This window comes from Bacteroides sp. MSK.20.82 (assembly GCF_019052485.1).
GTDB lineage: Bacteria > Bacteroidota > Bacteroidia > Bacteroidales > Bacteroidaceae > Bacteroides > Bacteroides thetaiotaomicron.
The window spans coordinates 112,393-128,736 of record NZ_JAHQUN010000001.1 but is presented as its reverse complement, the minus strand read 5'-3'; the positions used below and the strand labels follow the sequence as shown (position 1 = coordinate 128,736).

The window sequence follows — 16,344 nt, the reverse complement described above, 5'->3', positions numbered from 1 at the left end:
CACTTCTTTTTTAATAAATATTCGCCATACTGACTAACGGCTCATAGAGTTTCTCGATATCCTGCGAGTCCATTTCTATCTGCACCTGATCCCCCGGCATCAGTTTCTGCCCTTTGGGAGGCCAGTTTTTCCGGTCACGATGAACATTTATAATAATACAACGTTCCGGCAGGCGAAGTTCATCCACGATTTTACCATCCAGGTAAGAACCGCTCATGACCTCTACCGATAAAGTGTAGCGGGCCTCTTCTTTAAACGCAGGAGAATTAATCATATCATCATATAAAATCACATTGAAAGGTTTTATCTGAAGCATTTCCGTGAAATAGTAAGTCAGTCCTCCCACTACAATAGAAGGATAAAAGACTTCCAGATGTCCCGTAATCTCAGTAATCAGCACAATAGCGGTGAGAGGTGTACGTATGACCGCAACCAGAAAAGCAGACATACAGATCAACATGATATAACTGATATTTTCATAAGCAATCACTCCTTGCTGAACCAGAATCAATGCAACTATTTGCCCTAAAAGCCCTCCTGTCACTAATGTAGGAATGAAACTTCCTCCCGGCAGTCCTGACGAAAAAGAAAAGGTACTGAATACAAAATGCAACAACATCATACCGACAATCCAAAGAATATGGGTATCGGGATGCATGGCCTGTGCCAACAGAAACTGTTCCCCACCTCCTGTCAGATTGACTTCTGCCATAGAGATGAGATAAGCAATAAAGAGCAGATATAGCATTTTTACGTATTCCGGATGCTTGATGGCCGGATAGATACGTTTGACCTGAAGCGTAGTGACAGAAAAGAACTTTCCGAAAACAGAAACCACAGCCGCCAAAAGAAGAAACAACTTTACCTGTGACCAGAAAGTCATTCCCGGTACAATCGCATCAATCTGAAAATACGGATTGATAGGAAAAAGCCAACTGGCGACTCCTCCGGCAACGACTCCTGCCAGCAAGGTAGTAATCGCCGTCTTTGGCGCATCAAACCGTTCAATAGATTCTATAACCAGCAATGAGGAAGCCAACGGAGCAGCAAAAGCAGCCGCCAACCCGGCACCGGCACCCGCCGCCAACAATTGTTTCCGCTCGCCGGCAAGCACTCTCCCCCATTTAGAAACCAGACATCCTACATACGAACCGATCTGCACCGAAGGTCCTTCACGTCCCAAAGACAAACCGGTGCTTAGCGCAAGTATTCCTCCCACAAACTTGGCAATCACCTCAATGAAAGGATGTTTATACGCAACTCTTCCATTGATAACTCCACGTGTTTGTGGAATACCTCCTCCTGTGATCAACGGCATCTTTTTCACCAGCCAGGAGACAAATATAAGAATCCCCCACATTAACAGAAAAAGAGGAAGGTACCAATACCATTTAGGATGAGAATCAAAGAAGTCATGACGAAGATTGAAGAAGAACTGAAGCAGGTAATGATAAGGCACAGCAATAAGCCCCGTCAGTAACCCGACAAAGATACTGACAAAGTAAAGCCGCGCATCAATCAATTTGAGTTTGAAGATACGCCAACGTCCTCTGTCCTTTAATTTTTTAATCAGTCGAAACTCCATTCAGCAAAGTTTTCATTGTTTTCGCATGGATACAACAATTAATACCCCGCAGAGGTTTCAGACTGATAAATATTTAATCAGCTTTATCCTTCCAGCAGATTCAGACGCAGAATACCATGTATCATGAGTCAGCATCAACTACACGTCCGGCAAAGCTCTCTTTGCCGGACTGTGCATAGGCTGCCAAAACTTATCAGTAACAAGACACAATGAATAATCAACGATACTGAAAAGAATAGATATATCTGCCTATGCCCAATTTGTGTTGACTTTAGTAAAATAAAACACTATAATAAATAATACCTAATCCATTATCTACTTTTGAGTTTGATGAGGGGTATGCTGTCTTTGTCTCTGGCGGTCTTGTCCGGGTTTGTGACCTTGTCCCGGTTTCTGTCCTTTTCTACGGTCAAACTCTTTTCTGAATTTATTCATATTGCTCTTTTCCTGCTGATAAATCTTCATGATCTGCTTTTGAGACAGAATCTTGCTGAACTCATTATAATACTTCTCACGGATGTCCAGCATCTTACGACTCTGCGCAAACTGATCTTTCAACATTTTAGCGATTTCCGCATCTGTCATAACCGGTTTTGGAGTTTCTTTGGCAGTATTGGCTTCCGTACCTTGAGCTGCATCTTTTCTCGCTCTGGGTTTGAAGTTCATCATACGACACTCACGAAGTTCTTTCAGATACTTCTCGTATATCGGAGTAAACTTGGCTGCCGTTGCATCATCCAGCATGAGCGCTCTCACCATCTGATTGGTCTGCATCTGCATCATCTGCTCCGGTGTAGGACGCTGTTTTCTTTCTTTGTTTTCTTCATTCTGTGCAGAAAGGGTCATCTGGCTTCCCAAAAATAAAGCCATCAACACTACATAAATAAACTTAGTCTTCATAATCTTTACGTTTTAATAATTAATTGAGTTATTCAGTTTAAAAATATATCGTTTTCAGAGAAGCTGACGAGCTCTTCCAACTCCTCATCTGACAATTCCTTAATCCATTTATCTACCGGATCTGTAGTTACATTATTTTTATCGACAGCCAATATATTTGAAGCAGATGGTGTGTCGGTATTCATATAGCGGAGAGACGGCGTAAACAAAATCCCGGCCAATACTGCTGCTACAGCAATCATAGTAGGAATAATCCTTTTCAGCCGACGCTTCTTGCGTTGCTCGTCAACCGTACGTTCCAATATCTTACGCTGTGTCTCCTCAAAAAAGTTATCGGGAGTGCGATAAGGTGTCCGCTTACCAATATTGTCAAAATCAAAATCCTTATCCATGATGTTACCTGTTTAATATATATTCCTTTATCTTATCTTTCGCATAGTGATAATTCACTTTCAGTGTCTCAACCTTACTATCCAGAACACGGGCGATATCTTCATATTCCAGTTCATCGTAATAGCGCAAGTTGAAAACGATCCGCTGCTTTTCCGGCAAAGTCAATATAGCTTCCTGAAACTTTACAGCCAGTTCATCTTCGTAGTCGACATAGTCAGAAGCTTTCAGTTTACTCATCAGTTCTTCCTGAACATCTTCCGCTGATATTACTTCTTCTTTACGGCTATTCAATAACCGAAGACACTCATTCGTTGCAATTCTGTAGATCCATGTACTCAGCGAACTTTCATTCCGGAACTGATCCAAATGGCGGAATACACGAATGAAGACTTCTTGCAGCACATCTTCCGCATCTTCGTGAGACACTACCATTCTCCGGATATAATTATATATCGGTTCCTGAAAACTGTCCACCAGCAACCTGAATCCCCGCTCGCGATCTGAGGAACAAGCTTTTCGGATTTTATCTTCGTTTATCATCTATTATTTCTGAGCTTTGGTTATTAGAACGCCGAAAAGGAACGAAGTTAAATGCACAAGAGCCGATTTTACATTTATTAATAGAAAAGAGGAAATATGACATTGGCATACAAGGAATAAAAAAACGCCTCCATAATCTTTTTCAAGACCATGGAGGCGCTGTTAACTCTTTATATACAAGCCGAAGTTGACTGAAAATCACCAGAACTTATTATGTTCCGCACTATATTCAAAACCTGCAGCTTTCAACTGACTGACAATATCTTCTCTGCTTACATCCATATCTTCGCAAAGCTCATCTAGCGAAGAATAACAGTCACGCAACTTCATATTGATGACACTGAACAGCACCATCGGATCTTTAGGCAATTCCATATTCTACAATCTTTTAAACCGGGCGCAAAGTTACAGCAATCCCGGCGAATGGCAAAACAAATCAAGGGCCGATTTCTTCTATTTTCAAAGAGATTCTCTCAATCAGCTTACCAAGTTCCTCTTCCAGAGGTATCACATTAAAGTCCCTCCAGAAGTCTTCATCATATTTGAAATTCAGATCAGAGAAGATAGTACGCGTCGGTAATCTCTCTGCCCGTGGGAATGCAGTCACTTGTTCCGTATCCACTTTGCAAGTGATCATTTCAAACCAGATCTGCATCTGCGGACTAGCAGACAGCAACCGTCGCCGTTTCACCTTGAAAGAAAGGTCTCCACGGATATGATGAATATAATAGATACCTTGCCATGGTTTGTAGGAAATAGTATAAACCACCTTTTGCGGTATTATCCGAATGCCATGCGTGCGCCTTTCTACAAACATTTCCGACGCTTTCTTCACACGCTGGGGATCTACCTCAAAACGAGCTTGTAACAAGGCATTCGTCTCGGCATCAATATACAAATCTCCGCAATAGAGAGGCTCGATAATCTCCTTCTTTTGTGCAAAGTGTATGACATTCACACACCGGTCGTCTATGAATGTCACTCCCTGCGAAGTATACAGATAACCGTTATCACCTGCGTCAGGTATCAGGAATGAAGGCATATCCTTCATTATATCCATCTGAAAACATGCCTGAATGCCGGACTTCACCTTTACAAGCAGACTGTCTTTGGCTTCGACATTACTCAGCCGACTCATCTTCAACAGCTTCGCCTGATCGGAAACGGGAGAATGCGAAGCGATCTTATAAACTTTGAAAACTGCTTCAGTAAGATTCTGAACCTTATTTTTCAATAAAACTCCTTCACGGTAAAATGTGGTCAGGTAGGCAGGAGAATGAGAATAGTTCTGCTCTCTTTGCCTTCCCATTTCTTTCAGCAGCTTATAAGGATCGACCCATTGAACCACTACTTCCTGTAAAGGAACAACCTTTGGTTCCAAGCTCAGAATATGATGGCGACCTGCCAAAACTGAAACTTCCAGAGTTTGTGAAACATATCCTATATGAGAAAAAACAACCGAATCGTTTTGCAAAGAATCCGGTAAGGAAAGTCTGAACTCTCCTTCCTGATTAGTAATAATCCCCACAGATGTCCTCCGGACTCCAACGGATGCAGAAGCAACAGGCATTCCGGTTTCCTTATCCAGTAAAGTTCCGGTAAGCATCAGATTTACAGGGTGAACGGATGAAGGTTTCGCCTGTTGCTGTTTGGTCGGTGAAGAAGAAGTTATCAGAATATGAGTCCCTATTACTTTAAATTCCAGGCTGGTATCTCCTGTTATCTCATAAATAGCCTGACGAATGGTTCGCTCTCCTTTCCGTATCTTCACCGTTACATCATTATCTACTACTTTACTGTCATAGATAAACAGATAACCTGACTGCTGAGAAATATTGCCTAACAGTGAATAGACCGTTCCTTTCATCTTCGGCAGGCTGATCATACGCTCCAGCACATCTTCTCCGTCAGCTCTCAACGTATCCGGTACGATAAAGAACAAACACAGAATCACCATATAGCGATAAACCATCCTCATCTCACTTTTTTTTATTTATTCTGTCAGTATGAATGTATCCCCCTGCCGTGTACACTTCAAATTAAGCGCATAGGCTATCAATGTAGCCACAGTCTCTGGAGATTCATTGGAAAATTCAACTGTCAGCTTTCTTTTTTCAAGCGCAGGAGAAGCTACACGTATCTGCGAACTGCCTGCATTCATATTCATTACTTTCAGAATATGCCCCAAAGATTCATCTTTAAAACAGACATGCTTCAGATAGCGATTCAACTCTCCGGCATTTTCAGTCGAACTGAGCAAAAGTTGCTGTGATTGCAATACCACTGTCTCACCAGCTTTGACATAACATTCTTTATTTCTCTTTTTAAGGGTTACCCTAACGGTTCCCCGTTGCACCGAAAGACGGAACGGAGCATCTTCGACGCTCTTTACACTAAAAGCAGTACCCAATACTTCAATCTTTACTTCCTTTGTATCAATCCAAAAAGGTTGCTTCTGTTTCTTTGCCACATCAAAAAAGGCATCTCCCTGCAAACTGACTTCCCGTTTATCAGAAACAAAATGTTCCGGATATCGGATAGAAGTCTCCTTTGCCAAGAACACGACAGAACCATCTTCCAGAGTCGTGACCAATGTAGGAACATCTTGATTCTCCTGTGTTATAAAGTCAGGTAATTCCTCTTTTTGACCGAATCCCCAATACAAAGTACTAAAAACCAAACCGACCACCATCGCCGCTACAGTGCCATAGCGTACCCACATCGGGATTTTAGGCATCCGATGGTCTTCTACAAGCAGATGATCTTTATCCAATCGGTCGTACAACCGATTCCAAGCCTGCTCCGTCTTTATTTTATGAATATCCGTTTTCATCATTTCATTTGAATATAATTTTCTATTTCTTTTCGCAAAGTTCGTAAAGTCTTCGTCATTTCCGCTTCCACCGTTTTGACGGAGAGAGAAAGCTGGACTGCAATTTCCGCATATTTCTTTCCCTCCGTCCGGTGCATTTTAAATATCTGCATTCTGCGTTCCGGCAATTTCTCAAGGGTATTATTTATCAGCTTCTGAAGTTCTTCATATTCCATCTGCTGATGAGGATCTGTCGCCTGTTCCGAAGAGGATGCAGTCAGCACAGACTCTCTATACCGCTCTTTGACCTCTTCATGCTCACAGTATTGAATTGACTGATTACGTGTCGCCCTGTAGAGGTAGTTTTTTACAGACTGGAAAATCTGTAACTGTTCCCTATCCTTCCAAAGCACATAAAACAGTTCCTCAACAATTTCCTCAGCCACCTCCATCCGTCCGGTAATGCTTGCCGCATACCAACACAAGGGAGAATAGTAACAGCGAAATAGTTCCTCAAACGCTTTTATGTCACCTGCCTTTATTTTTGTCAGTATGAGCAGTTCATTCAGCATACTTCTATCATTTTACGATTGTTCCCAAATATAAGAAAACAATTCTGATTTTAATTAGATTGCTTTTTCAATTTATCGACAGCATGTTCCAGAGACTCCGTAGGTGCTATGATATTATAATTTCCCCAGAAGTCTTCACTCCAGTAATTTCCGACTTTATCATAGAAAATCTGATTGGAGGTAAATACTTTATTCCGCGGAATTATCTCGGACGGACTCTCCCTCCGATCTGTCACCACCATTTCTGAGGTTACTGCATAGCTCGTAGAGAAAAGCCTCCGTTTCCAGTCGCATTTAAAACGAATATCATTGCGGATATAATTCAGATAAGTCCTTCCATCTATCGTTTTATAGGTTATCAGAAAAGATAACTCTTGCGGTTTGAATCTCAGTCCAAATGGTTTCTGATGAAGAATAGCAGCAATTGCTTTCGATTTATTCTGCATATCCAGATTCATCTCGATACGTGTAAACGACAGCTTATCACAATCTACATACAATTTCCCATGAAACAGCGCATATGGTAAAAGAACTCTCGGACGGAAATTAATAACATATTGTATCCGGTTATCGATCAATGCCGATTCAGCCATCCAGAACTCATAGTTGTTCAATTCTTCTGGTTCCAGCAGCGCCTCTTTATTCTTTACGATATCCAAAACTACAGATATATTAGGACCACCCATAACCTTTACTGCCAATGTATCACTAACTTTCTGACTTAGCAGACGGCGTCCTTTCAGAACCTGTAGTTTATCATAATCCGTAGTGCGATTGGTGTATGCTGTTTTCGACACATCAAGTACAGCTTCCGATACACTGATATAACGGCGCCCTTTCTGCACAGTCTCCCGATAGAAGCTGGTAAGCATATTCCGGTTGGCACTATAATTTACCGGAATCTTCTCAATCGCCTTTTCTATAATTGTACGCGGATTATTGGCATAAACGACCACTTCATTCAACTGGTTAGTATGAGGTATCATCCAGACCGTCAATTTAGAAGAATTATTCTTATCTAAAGATACATGACTATTGATATAGCCTATGTGAGAGATTTCCAACTCTCGCGGCACTTCTTCTTTCCTGACTTTCAGAGCAAACTCTCCCTCTGCATTTGTCACCGTACCGATATTACTTCCTTGCACAGATACATTCACGTTTTCAAGTGTTCTCTTATTTTGCTTATCCTTCACCATTCCGACAATCGTGAAATAATCTCCTGCATCCTGCGCCCATATATCAGCACTCCCTATCCATAGAAAAGCTAATAACCATCCAACCAAAAGTATAACTGACTTTTTCATCTTAATAAAGTTTTAAAGTAAATAATTCCTGCTTCTATAAATAAGATCGTTCAATCTGCAAATACCCTATTGTCTGAAATAAAAAAAATCAGTATCTTGCCCGACAGACAAAAATTATATTCTCAACAAATGATTAATTATGATACGCAAATTAGATAAAGCAGAATTTCAGCAGGCGACAACTTTAGCATTAGAAGTATACTTGCAATGTGGTCAGGATGATTTCGAAGACGAAGGTCTTGAGAGTTTCAAAAGTTTTATATTCAACGATAAATTGATGAATGAACTCTGCATTTATGGAGCTTTCGAAGAAAATAAACTAATAGGTATTATGGGAACCAAGAATGAGGGCAAACACATTTCTTTGTTTTTCATCAAAAAGGAATTCCATAGAAAAGGGATAGGCAAGCAACTGTTTGACTATTCCCAATGTGATTGTCCGGCAAATGAAATAACTGTAAACTCATCTACATACGCTATCAGGTTTTACGAATCTCTGGGATTTGAAAAAACAAACGACAGGCAACAAACAAACGGAATCAGTTATACTCCGATGAAACTCATATCAAACAAATAAAGAAGAAGATATTACCATTAGATTCCAGTTCCCCGGAGCCCAAATCTAATTGTTAATTATACTTTCGAATATGTATTTCTTATAAAAATAGTTTCTACATTTGCGACTGTTATGGCGAAATACATTTTCTGTATATTATTTGGTATATTTCTGATATGGGGATGCAATTTAGTGCCCGATAAAGAATTACAGGAGTTCCGGACAGAGGCCGGTACTACCACTATACAATCCCATAATAAGTCACAGAGTTACCGATCCAAAGCTGTAGTCAAACAATCCGGTAAAGAAAACAACTCCTTCCAAGAAGGGAAATATGATGGAAAATATGATTGCAACATTGCCGATGGTATTTTAGGAAACTCACTTTTATCCCGTACCACTTCTCTTTCCAAAATTCTAAGATTCAACGTTTCTTCCGTTACAATTCGGATACTAAGTTCCTTAAAATATCAATTTCCGAAAGAAAAATGGACTGGTCTCCCCTACTACACAAATCTCACCAAATTCTCATATAGATATTACGTCTATACACTAGGACGAATACTTATTTAAATATCTCTTTTCCTTCTATGGGATGAGATGAGTGTATCTTCATGCCCATTTTATCTCTTTATATTCAAGGCAAGAAAGCAAGAAGAGTCTTTTCCATTGCCGGGAATATGCATACGATTTCACTTTTACATATTAATAACTTGATATATAATGGAATTTATATTAGACTTTATTCTCCACATTGATCAATACATGATTAATATAGTGCAGGATTACCATACTTGGGCATATGCTATCCTATTCATCATTATATTTTGCGAAACCGGGCTTGTAGTCACTCCCTTTCTTCCTGGTGATTCTTTACTTTTCGTTGCAGGAGCCATTTCCGCATTACCCGGTATGCCGATCGATATCCATATTCTTGTTTTAATCTTATTTGCAGCAGCCGTATTAGGTGACTCCTGCAACTACATGATCGGACATTTTTTCGGACGCAAACTTTTTCATAATCCCAACTCCAGGATATTCAAACAAAGTTATCTTGATAAAACGCATGAATTTTATAAAAAATATGGTGGGAAAACGATTATTCTCGCCCGCTTTGTGCCTATCGTCCGCACTTTTGCTCCATTTATAGCCGGAATGGGAAAAATGCATTACTATTATTTTATGATCTACAATTTGATAGGTGGAGCTATATGGGTAGTTTTATTTTGCTATGCAGGCTACTTCTTTGGCGATCTGCCGTTCGTACAGGAAAATCTTAAACTCTTGATTATCGCTATTATATTTATTTCAATATTGCCTGCAATAATAGAAATATTACGAGCGAAGTTAGGATCGAAGCAATAAAAAACTTTATTCATTTGTTTATTAATAACAACGGCCATCAAATTAAACATCTCAAAAACAATTTAATGTACTCATATTTATGAAAAATTCTTTTTTTAGTAAATTTACGCCCAAAGAACCAAAGTTCTTTCCTCTACTGAAGCAGTTATCAGATGTTTTATCTGCCTCATCCGTTCTACTTGTTGAAAGTCTGGAACATGATCTGCCCACAGAAAGAGCAGATTACTACAAACAAATTAAAGACATGGAACGTGAAGGTGACAGATTGACTCATTTAATCTTTGACGAGTTAAGTACGACATTCATCACTCCCTTCGACCGTGAAGATATTCACGATCTGGCTTCCTGCATGGATGATGTTATCGACGGAATCAACAGTAGCGCCAAGCGCATTGTTATCTATAATCCCCGCCCTATTTCCGAAAGTGGAAAAGAATTGAGCCGTCTGATTCACGAGGAGGCTATCAATATAGGTAAAGCCATGGATGAACTGGAGACTTTCCGCAAAAATCCAAAGCCATTGCGCAACTATTGTACCCAATTACACGATATAGAAAATCAGGCAGATGACGTATACGAGCTTTTTATCACCAAACTCTTTGAAGAAGAAAAAGACTGTATCGAACTGATTAAAATTAAAGAGATCATGCATGAGCTGGAAAAGACAACCGATGCAGCAGAACATGTAGGGAAAATATTAAAAAACCTGATCGTAAAGTATTCATAAAAGCAGAGCAAGACACATGGAATTATTAGTGACTATCATTATACTAGCTCTGATATTCGATTATATCAACGGCTTTCATGACGCAGCAAACTCGATCGCTACCATCGTATCGACTAAAGTACTGACTCCTTTTCAGGCGGTATTGTGGGCAGCATTCTTTAACTTCGTTGCGTTCTTCATAGCCAAATACATTATAGGTGGCTTTGGCATAGCAAACACTGTGTCAAAGACAGTCGTTGAACAATACATCACGCTACCTATTATCCTGGCGGGCATTATTGCTGCTATTTCATGGAATCTGATTACCTGGTGGAAGGGTATTCCGTCTTCTTCCTCCCATACGCTTATAGGTGGTTTTGCAGGAGCTGCTATCATGGCAAACGGCTTTGAAGCTATTCAGCTCAATATCATTCTTAAGATTGCCGCTTTTATCTTCCTGGCTCCATTTATCGGTATGGTTATCGCTTTCGGATTTACTCTACTTGTGCTTTACATCTGCCGACGTGCAAATCCGCATACCGCTGAAATGTGGTTCAAGAGATTACAGTTGGTTTCTTCCGCCATGTTCAGTGTAGGACATGGTCTGAATGACTCGCAGAAGGTAATGGGTATCATTGCCGCTGCAATGATAGCTGCCCACTCTATGGGTCTGGGAATGGGAATAAACAGTATTTCTGATCTACCGGACTGGGTAGCGTTCTCCTGTTTTACTGCTATCTCACTGGGAACGGTGTCCGGAGGATGGAAAATCGTAAAAACGATGGGAACCAGAATCACTAAAGTCACACCATTGGAAGGTATGGTTGCCGAAACCGCAGGTGCTTTTACACTTTATATCACCGAAATGCTGAAAATTCCTGTAAGTACGACTCATACGATCACCGGAGCAATTATCGGGGTCGGAGCAACCAAACGTTTATCTGCTGTTCGCTGGGGAGTAACTAAAAGCCTCATGACTGCATGGGTACTTACTATTCCTGTCAGTGGACTCCTAGCTGCATGTATTTATAGTGTAGTTTCTCTGTTCCTGAAATAAATTCAGTTTCAAATAAAAAAGGTGTATCAGAACTTTTTCTGACACACCTTTTTATATATACTAATTCAGCTAATCTTACTTCACTTCCTCGAAGTCTGCATCCTGAACATTGTCACCATGCTTGCTACTATCCTGACCAGCATTCTGACCTGCATTCATATCAGGACCAGCCTGTGCACCACCCTGAGCTCCGCCTTGAGCGTACATTTCAGCACTTGCAGCCTGGAAAACAGTATTGATTTCTGCCATAGCCGTATCAATAGCAGCTAAATCCTGAGACTTATGAGCATCTTTCAGTTTCTGCAAAGCAGCTTCAATTGGAGCTTTCTTATCAGCAGGCAACTTATCACCCAATTCCTTCAACTGATTTTCTGTCTGGAAAATTACGCTGTCGGCCTGGTTCAGCTTATCAATCTTTTCACGTTCTTTCTTGTCTGCTTCTGCATTAGCTTCAGCTTCAGCCTTCATCTTTTCGATTTCTTCCTTGCTCAAACCGCTGGAAGCTTCGATACGGATTGCCTGTTCTTTACCTGTAGCCTTATCCTTAGCAGATACTTTCAAGATACCGTTAGCATCGATATCGAATGTAACCTCAATCTGAGGAACACCACGACGAGCCGGAGCGATACCTGACAAGTTGAACTGACCAATTGACTTATTCTGAGCAGCCATCGGACGTTCTCCCTGCAATACATGAATAGTTACTTCACTCTGATTGTCGGCAGCAGTAGAGAAGGTCTCACTCTTACGAGCCGGAATTGTTGTATTAGCATCAATCAATTTCGTCATCACACCACCCAGTGTTTCAATACCCATTGACAACGGAGTAACATCCAACAACACCACACCTTTGATTTCGTCTGTCAAAACAGCACCCTGTACAGCAGCACCAACAGCTACTACTTCATCCGGGTTCACACCTTTAGAAGGAGTCTTTCCGAAGAAATCTTCTACCAGTTTCTGTACGGCAGGAATACGGGAAGAACCACCTACAAGGATTACTTCATCAATATCAGAGTTGCTCAAACCAGCATCGCTCATTGCTTTCTTACATGGTTCCAGACAAGCCTGAATCAATCCGTGAGCCAATGATTCGAATTTTGCACGAGTCAAAGTCTTCACCAAGTGCTTGGGCACACCGTTTACCGGCATAATGTACGGCAAGTTGATTTCTGTGCTTGTTGAAGAAGAAAGTTCAATCTTAGCCTTTTCAGCAGCTTCTTTCAGACGCTGCAAAGCCATCGGGTCCTGAGTCAAGTCAGCACCTTCGTCATTTTTGAATTCCTGTACCAGCCAGTTGATGATTACCTGGTCGAAGTCATCACCACCCAAGTGAGTATCACCGTTAGTAGAAAGGACTTCGAATACACCACCACCAAATTCGAGGATAGAGATATCAAAAGTACCACCACCAAGGTCGAATACAGCAATCTTCATATCTTTGTGAGCCTTGTCCAGACCGTATGCAAGAGCTGCAGCTGTCGGTTCGTTAACAATACGTTTTACTTCCAGACCTGCAATCTGTCCGGCTTCTTTAGTAGCCTGACGTTGAGAGTCGGAGAAATATGCAGGAACGGTGATAACAGCTTCTGTAACTTCTTGTCCCAGATAATCTTCAGCAGTCTTCTTCATCTTCTGAAGAATCATTGCAGAGATTTCTTGCGGAGTGTACAGACGACCGTCAATATCTACACGCGGAGTGTTGTTGTCACCTTTCACTACTTTATAAGGAACACGTGTAACCTCTTTCTGTACCTGGTCCCAGTTTTCACCCATAAAACGTTTGATAGAGAAGATCGTACGTGTCGGGTTAGTAATAGCCTGACGTTTAGCAGGATCACCTACTTTACGCTCGCCGCCATCTACAAATGCAACCACAGAAGGAGTTGTACGCTTACCTTCACTGTTTGCAATTACTACAGGTTCGTTGCCCTCAAATACGGCAACACAAGAGTTTGTTGTTCCTAAGTCAATACCAATAATTTTTCCCATGATCGTTATTCTTTTTATTTATTATTATTCAATTTCTTTTTGTCCGGTTGTTTTCTTTCTCTTTGTAAGGGCTTTCAAACGGACGCTGATTAAAAAACAAACCATGTGCCAAAAAGAAATCGGACGAATACGTGACATATTTTCTGCCAAAACGACAGTTTTAAATCGAAATGACTGCTGTCAAGTCACATAGAAGCCAGACAGCTATCGACTCATTAAACAAATGGAAACGGCTCTGGTTCAATAAAGCTAAAGAATAGATCATAAAGGAATAAAAAATATGCCTGTATCGTTATGTGTGACACAGGCATACCTATTTAATATAATACGTATATCTTACTTTTCAAGTACAATCACCAATGCATTATTTGCGTCATACAAACCGATTCCGCCACCGGAAAGTTTATCGAACGACTTCACTTCATTCATTGCTTTCAGAATCTTACCTTCCACTTCCATATCAGGGCAAGCCATCATTGTGCTAGCCACCCCAGGGAAAGAGATTGATTTAGCATTAGTAGTGCTAGTTTCAAAACCACCATTAATCAAGTTACATCCGGCATTGCCATGAAGTGTTTTCTTTTTCACATCAAAAGCAATGAAAGGTTGCTTTTCCATTCCCGAAGGAATTGCTTCACCATTCACTTCCTTTATTTTCCATTCTCCGTTCAATACTGATAGTTTCACGTCAGCCTCCTTTTTTTCAAGAACTACAACCGGACGATTGGACTCATTGCAAAGAAACATTTTATCCTTACCGGCTTTCTTATACCCTTTCACCTGTGCAAGCGCACCTAACACATTTCTCTCGGTAGTCATGTCCGGACACATCATTCTGGTGCTAGCCATTCCCTTAAGCTCCATGCTGCCCGGCTTGGCATTCACGTCAAAGCTACCCATCATACGGTTGCATCCACTGTTACCGGATACTCTTCCGGTCGCTGTATCAAAAGTAATAAAGGGAAGGGTTCTGCTTTCGCCCGGAGTTACTTTCGAGCCGTTAACTTCTATAATATTCCACTCACCATTGATTGAAGCCAATGGGACTGCCTTCTCAACCGAACGGCATGAAAACATTGCAAGTACTGTGCTGGCAATGCAAATTGAAACGAATACTTTCTTCATTTTGTTATAACGTTTAAGTTAAAATCGGGGGCAAAGATATCAAAAAGATTGGGAAATACCATCTAATGCGATATAAAATACATACATTTGCCATTATCTATAAAACAAACAATAAGATTACATAGTTCATCTAAAGTAAATAAATATGAGAACAATCGTCCTATTTCTAATCCTGCTTGGTTGTGGTACCTCTCATATCACAGCGCAAAATGATTATCTTGTCACTACTATTCCCAATCAGGAGGATCCTCTAAGTGAAGAAGAACAGTTCATAAAAGAGAACTTCCCACTGCAACTTTTATGTAAATGGACATCCGGAATGAAATTCATGTTTATTCCATCCGGACGTGACATGTTCCTCCCCACTCTTTCGGTGTATGAGACAGAAAAAGGGGCAGATAACAGCGTTTTGAAACACAAGATTCTTACTTTCGCCGGATATGAAGAAAAATCTCAAAAACTATCAAATGACATGAGCTATTCCACTCGACTCATCTTCGAATGTGACGGAGAAAAATATTATTATGAGATTAAAAATACACGTCCGGATGAAATTTGCGAAAAGAATCCCCGTGCCTATATCAACGGATTAGTTAATCTGAAAGATGTAGACACGGCAAAAGATTTACTGACAGGTAGAAAGATATATGTTCAGTCCGATATGGCACAGGTGGACGATGCCAATAGTTACTCCGGATATAGGGAAGTGTCTATTCCGGTCAACACCGAAGCAACCATTACCGCCATAGGAGTTGGCAGTCAGGCATATCCCGTGAAAATCATATTTCAGGATTCGCAGGGACATTCCTATTATCTGGAAGTAGCTCTTTCCCGCACTAATTCCGGTATGGACGTGAGCGATTTCCAAGCTGAAAAGAAAATGAGATATTTTTCCAACGCCATCAGTTTCAGTAGCAAAAAGTCCGGAAATCTGGAAACCTTGAAAGACAAATATATTGATCTGACCGTCTATCCGAAACGGACATTGGCTGTAAAAAGAGTCTTCAACCTTGAAAACAAGCAAATGGAAAACCGCATACATTTGCCTCGCTACACTGTTTTGAAAATAAAAGAAGTAAAAATCTCCGGTCCGGGAAGTCTGGTTATCCTCTCACTGGAGGATCGGCATGGATCACTTTATGAAACAGAGGTTGACCTGAAATATGACGTTATCGTCAAAAACGAGAATTATATTGAAGACCTTTTCGGATTTGGAGACATCCATCAGAAGTATCCGGCTATCACAGATAAACGTTGGGCAATCATCGCACAGGGTGATTTGGAAGAAGGTATGAACACCGACGAATGTCGTCTGTCAATAGGTGATCCTGTAGAAATACAATTAAAAAAAGACAGTCGTTTCGAAACTTGGTTCTACAACGGAAAAACGCTGGAATTTGAGAGTGGCATCTTGCAACGTTTCAAATAAAAAGG

The 16,344-nt window shown here is 40.7% G+C and carries 17 protein-coding genes; 6 read left to right on the top strand and 11 right to left on the bottom strand.

The genetic code is table 11. The features are described from left to right. Positions 1–10: 10 nt before the first annotated feature. The 9 genes from KTR07_RS00640 to KTR07_RS00600 all read right to left on the bottom strand — a co-directional run bounded on the left by KTR07_RS00640 (position 11) and on the right by KTR07_RS00600 (position 8,109). Positions 11–1,585 (bottom strand): ClC family H(+)/Cl(-) exchange transporter, encoded by a 1,575-nt coding sequence (locus KTR07_RS00640; RefSeq protein ID WP_008760366.1) that lies wholly within the window; start codon positions 1,583–1,585, stop codon positions 11–13. A gap of 315 nt (positions 1,586–1,900) precedes the next feature. After that, positions 1,901–2,485: a hypothetical protein gene (locus KTR07_RS00635; RefSeq protein WP_011109357.1), complete on the bottom strand. Its 585-nt coding sequence runs from the start codon at positions 2,483–2,485 to the stop codon at positions 1,901–1,903. 32 nt (positions 2,486–2,517) lie between these two features. Then, positions 2,518–2,877 carry a hypothetical protein gene (locus tag KTR07_RS00630; protein WP_061473102.1) on the bottom strand — a complete coding sequence of 120 codons (360 nt, stop codon included), beginning with the start codon at positions 2,875–2,877 and terminating at the stop codon, positions 2,518–2,520. Positions 2,878–2,881: 4 nt separating this feature from the next. Then, positions 2,882–3,418: an RNA polymerase sigma factor gene (locus KTR07_RS00625; RefSeq protein ID WP_008760363.1), complete on the bottom strand. Its 537-nt coding sequence runs from the start codon at positions 3,416–3,418 to the stop codon at positions 2,882–2,884. A 198-nt stretch (positions 3,419–3,616) separates the two neighbouring features. Continuing rightward, a complete protein-coding gene (locus KTR07_RS00620) occupies positions 3,617–3,793 on the bottom strand; it encodes a DUF4250 domain-containing protein (RefSeq protein WP_008766883.1) in 177 nt (58 codons plus the stop codon). 61 nt (positions 3,794–3,854) lie between these two features. Next, entirely contained in the window at positions 3,855–5,396 is a 1,542-nt protein-coding gene (locus KTR07_RS00615) for a carboxypeptidase-like regulatory domain-containing protein (RefSeq protein ID WP_117981260.1), read from the bottom strand. Positions 5,397–5,411: 15 nt separating this feature from the next. Then, positions 5,412–6,254 (bottom strand): FecR family protein, encoded by an 843-nt coding sequence (locus KTR07_RS00610; RefSeq protein WP_048697257.1) that lies wholly within the window; start codon positions 6,252–6,254, stop codon positions 5,412–5,414. After that, positions 6,251–6,802, bottom strand: a complete 552-nt coding sequence (locus KTR07_RS00605; protein WP_048697261.1) for an RNA polymerase sigma-70 factor — start codon at positions 6,800–6,802, stop codon at positions 6,251–6,253. Before KTR07_RS00605 ends, KTR07_RS00610 begins: the two co-directional genes overlap by 4 nt. A 50-nt stretch (positions 6,803–6,852) precedes the next feature. Continuing rightward, a complete protein-coding gene (locus tag KTR07_RS00600) occupies positions 6,853–8,109 on the bottom strand; it encodes a carboxypeptidase-like regulatory domain-containing protein (RefSeq protein WP_008760358.1) in 1,257 nt (418 codons plus the stop codon). 139 nt (positions 8,110–8,248) lie between these two features. Between KTR07_RS00600 and KTR07_RS00595 the strand changes: the two genes are divergently transcribed. The 5 genes from KTR07_RS00595 (at position 8,249) to KTR07_RS00580 (ending at position 11,793) form a co-directional block, all read left to right on the top strand. Beyond that, entirely contained in the window at positions 8,249–8,686 is a 438-nt protein-coding gene (locus tag KTR07_RS00595) for a GNAT family N-acetyltransferase (RefSeq protein ID WP_008766887.1), read from the top strand. 111 nt (positions 8,687–8,797) lie between these two features. Further along, positions 8,798–9,238, top strand: coding sequence for a hypothetical protein (locus tag KTR07_RS28685; RefSeq protein WP_008760356.1), 441 nt, complete (start codon positions 8,798–8,800; stop codon positions 9,236–9,238). 150 nt (positions 9,239–9,388) lie between these two features. Then, positions 9,389–10,030, top strand: a complete 642-nt coding sequence (locus KTR07_RS00590) for a DedA family protein (RefSeq protein WP_011109355.1) — start codon at positions 9,389–9,391, stop codon at positions 10,028–10,030. A 79-nt stretch (positions 10,031–10,109) separates the two neighbouring features. Further along, positions 10,110–10,757 (top strand): DUF47 domain-containing protein, encoded by a 648-nt coding sequence (locus KTR07_RS00585; RefSeq protein WP_022470951.1) that lies wholly within the window; start codon positions 10,110–10,112, stop codon positions 10,755–10,757. A 16-nt stretch (positions 10,758–10,773) separates the two neighbouring features. Further along, the gene (locus tag KTR07_RS00580; protein ID WP_022470950.1) at positions 10,774–11,793 is read left to right on the top strand and encodes an inorganic phosphate transporter; all 1,020 of its coding nucleotides are present in this window, start codon (positions 10,774–10,776) and stop codon (positions 11,791–11,793) included. 75 nt (positions 11,794–11,868) lie between these two features. Here the strand turns inward: KTR07_RS00580 and dnaK are convergent, their stop codons facing one another. Together dnaK and KTR07_RS00570 are read right to left on the bottom strand one after the other, a co-directional pair. Further along, positions 11,869–13,785: a molecular chaperone DnaK gene (gene dnaK / locus KTR07_RS00575; protein WP_008760352.1), complete on the bottom strand. Its 1,917-nt coding sequence runs from the start codon at positions 13,783–13,785 to the stop codon at positions 11,869–11,871. A 336-nt stretch (positions 13,786–14,121) separates the two neighbouring features. Next, on the bottom strand, positions 14,122–14,910 hold the full coding sequence (locus KTR07_RS00570) for an META domain-containing protein (protein WP_008760351.1): 789 nt from the start codon (positions 14,908–14,910) through the stop codon (positions 14,122–14,124). Between the two features lie 145 nt (positions 14,911–15,055). Between KTR07_RS00570 and KTR07_RS00565 the strand changes: the two genes are divergently transcribed. After that, positions 15,056–16,339 carry a hypothetical protein gene (locus KTR07_RS00565; RefSeq protein WP_022471159.1) on the top strand — a complete coding sequence of 428 codons (1,284 nt, stop codon included), beginning with the start codon at positions 15,056–15,058 and terminating at the stop codon, positions 16,337–16,339. The last annotated feature ends 5 nt before the right edge of the window (positions 16,340–16,344 follow it).

Coding starts and splice junctions, on each gene's coding strand:
- KTR07_RS00640 (WP_008760366.1), bottom strand. CDS start 1,585: ATGGAGTTTCGACTGATTAAAAAATTAAAGGACAGAGGACGTTGGCGT.
- KTR07_RS00635 (WP_011109357.1), bottom strand. CDS start 2,485: ATGAAGACTAAGTTTATTTATGTAGTGTTGATGGCTTTATTTTTGGGA.
- KTR07_RS00630 (WP_061473102.1), bottom strand. CDS start 2,877: ATGGATAAGGATTTTGATTTTGACAATATTGGTAAGCGGACACCTTAT.
- KTR07_RS00625 (WP_008760363.1), bottom strand. CDS start 3,418: ATGATAAACGAAGATAAAATCCGAAAAGCTTGTTCCTCAGATCGCGAG.
- KTR07_RS00620 (WP_008766883.1), bottom strand. CDS start 3,793: ATGGAATTGCCTAAAGATCCGATGGTGCTGTTCAGTGTCATCAATATG.
- KTR07_RS00615 (WP_117981260.1), bottom strand. CDS start 5,396: ATGAGGATGGTTTATCGCTATATGGTGATTCTGTGTTTGTTCTTTATC.
- KTR07_RS00610 (WP_048697257.1), bottom strand. CDS start 6,254: ATGATGAAAACGGATATTCATAAAATAAAGACGGAGCAGGCTTGGAAT.
- KTR07_RS00605 (WP_048697261.1), bottom strand. CDS start 6,802: ATGCTGAATGAACTGCTCATACTGACAAAAATAAAGGCAGGTGACATA.
- KTR07_RS00600 (WP_008760358.1), bottom strand. CDS start 8,109: ATGAAAAAGTCAGTTATACTTTTGGTTGGATGGTTATTAGCTTTTCTA.
- KTR07_RS00595 (WP_008766887.1), top strand. CDS start 8,249: ATGATACGCAAATTAGATAAAGCAGAATTTCAGCAGGCGACAACTTTA.
- KTR07_RS28685 (WP_008760356.1), top strand. CDS start 8,798: ATGGCGAAATACATTTTCTGTATATTATTTGGTATATTTCTGATATGG.
- KTR07_RS00590 (WP_011109355.1), top strand. CDS start 9,389: ATGGAATTTATATTAGACTTTATTCTCCACATTGATCAATACATGATT.
- KTR07_RS00585 (WP_022470951.1), top strand. CDS start 10,110: ATGAAAAATTCTTTTTTTAGTAAATTTACGCCCAAAGAACCAAAGTTC.
- KTR07_RS00580 (WP_022470950.1), top strand. CDS start 10,774: ATGGAATTATTAGTGACTATCATTATACTAGCTCTGATATTCGATTAT.
- dnaK (WP_008760352.1), bottom strand. CDS start 13,785: ATGGGAAAAATTATTGGTATTGACTTAGGAACAACAAACTCTTGTGTT.
- KTR07_RS00570 (WP_008760351.1), bottom strand. CDS start 14,910: ATGAAGAAAGTATTCGTTTCAATTTGCATTGCCAGCACAGTACTTGCA.
- KTR07_RS00565 (WP_022471159.1), top strand. CDS start 15,056: ATGAGAACAATCGTCCTATTTCTAATCCTGCTTGGTTGTGGTACCTCT.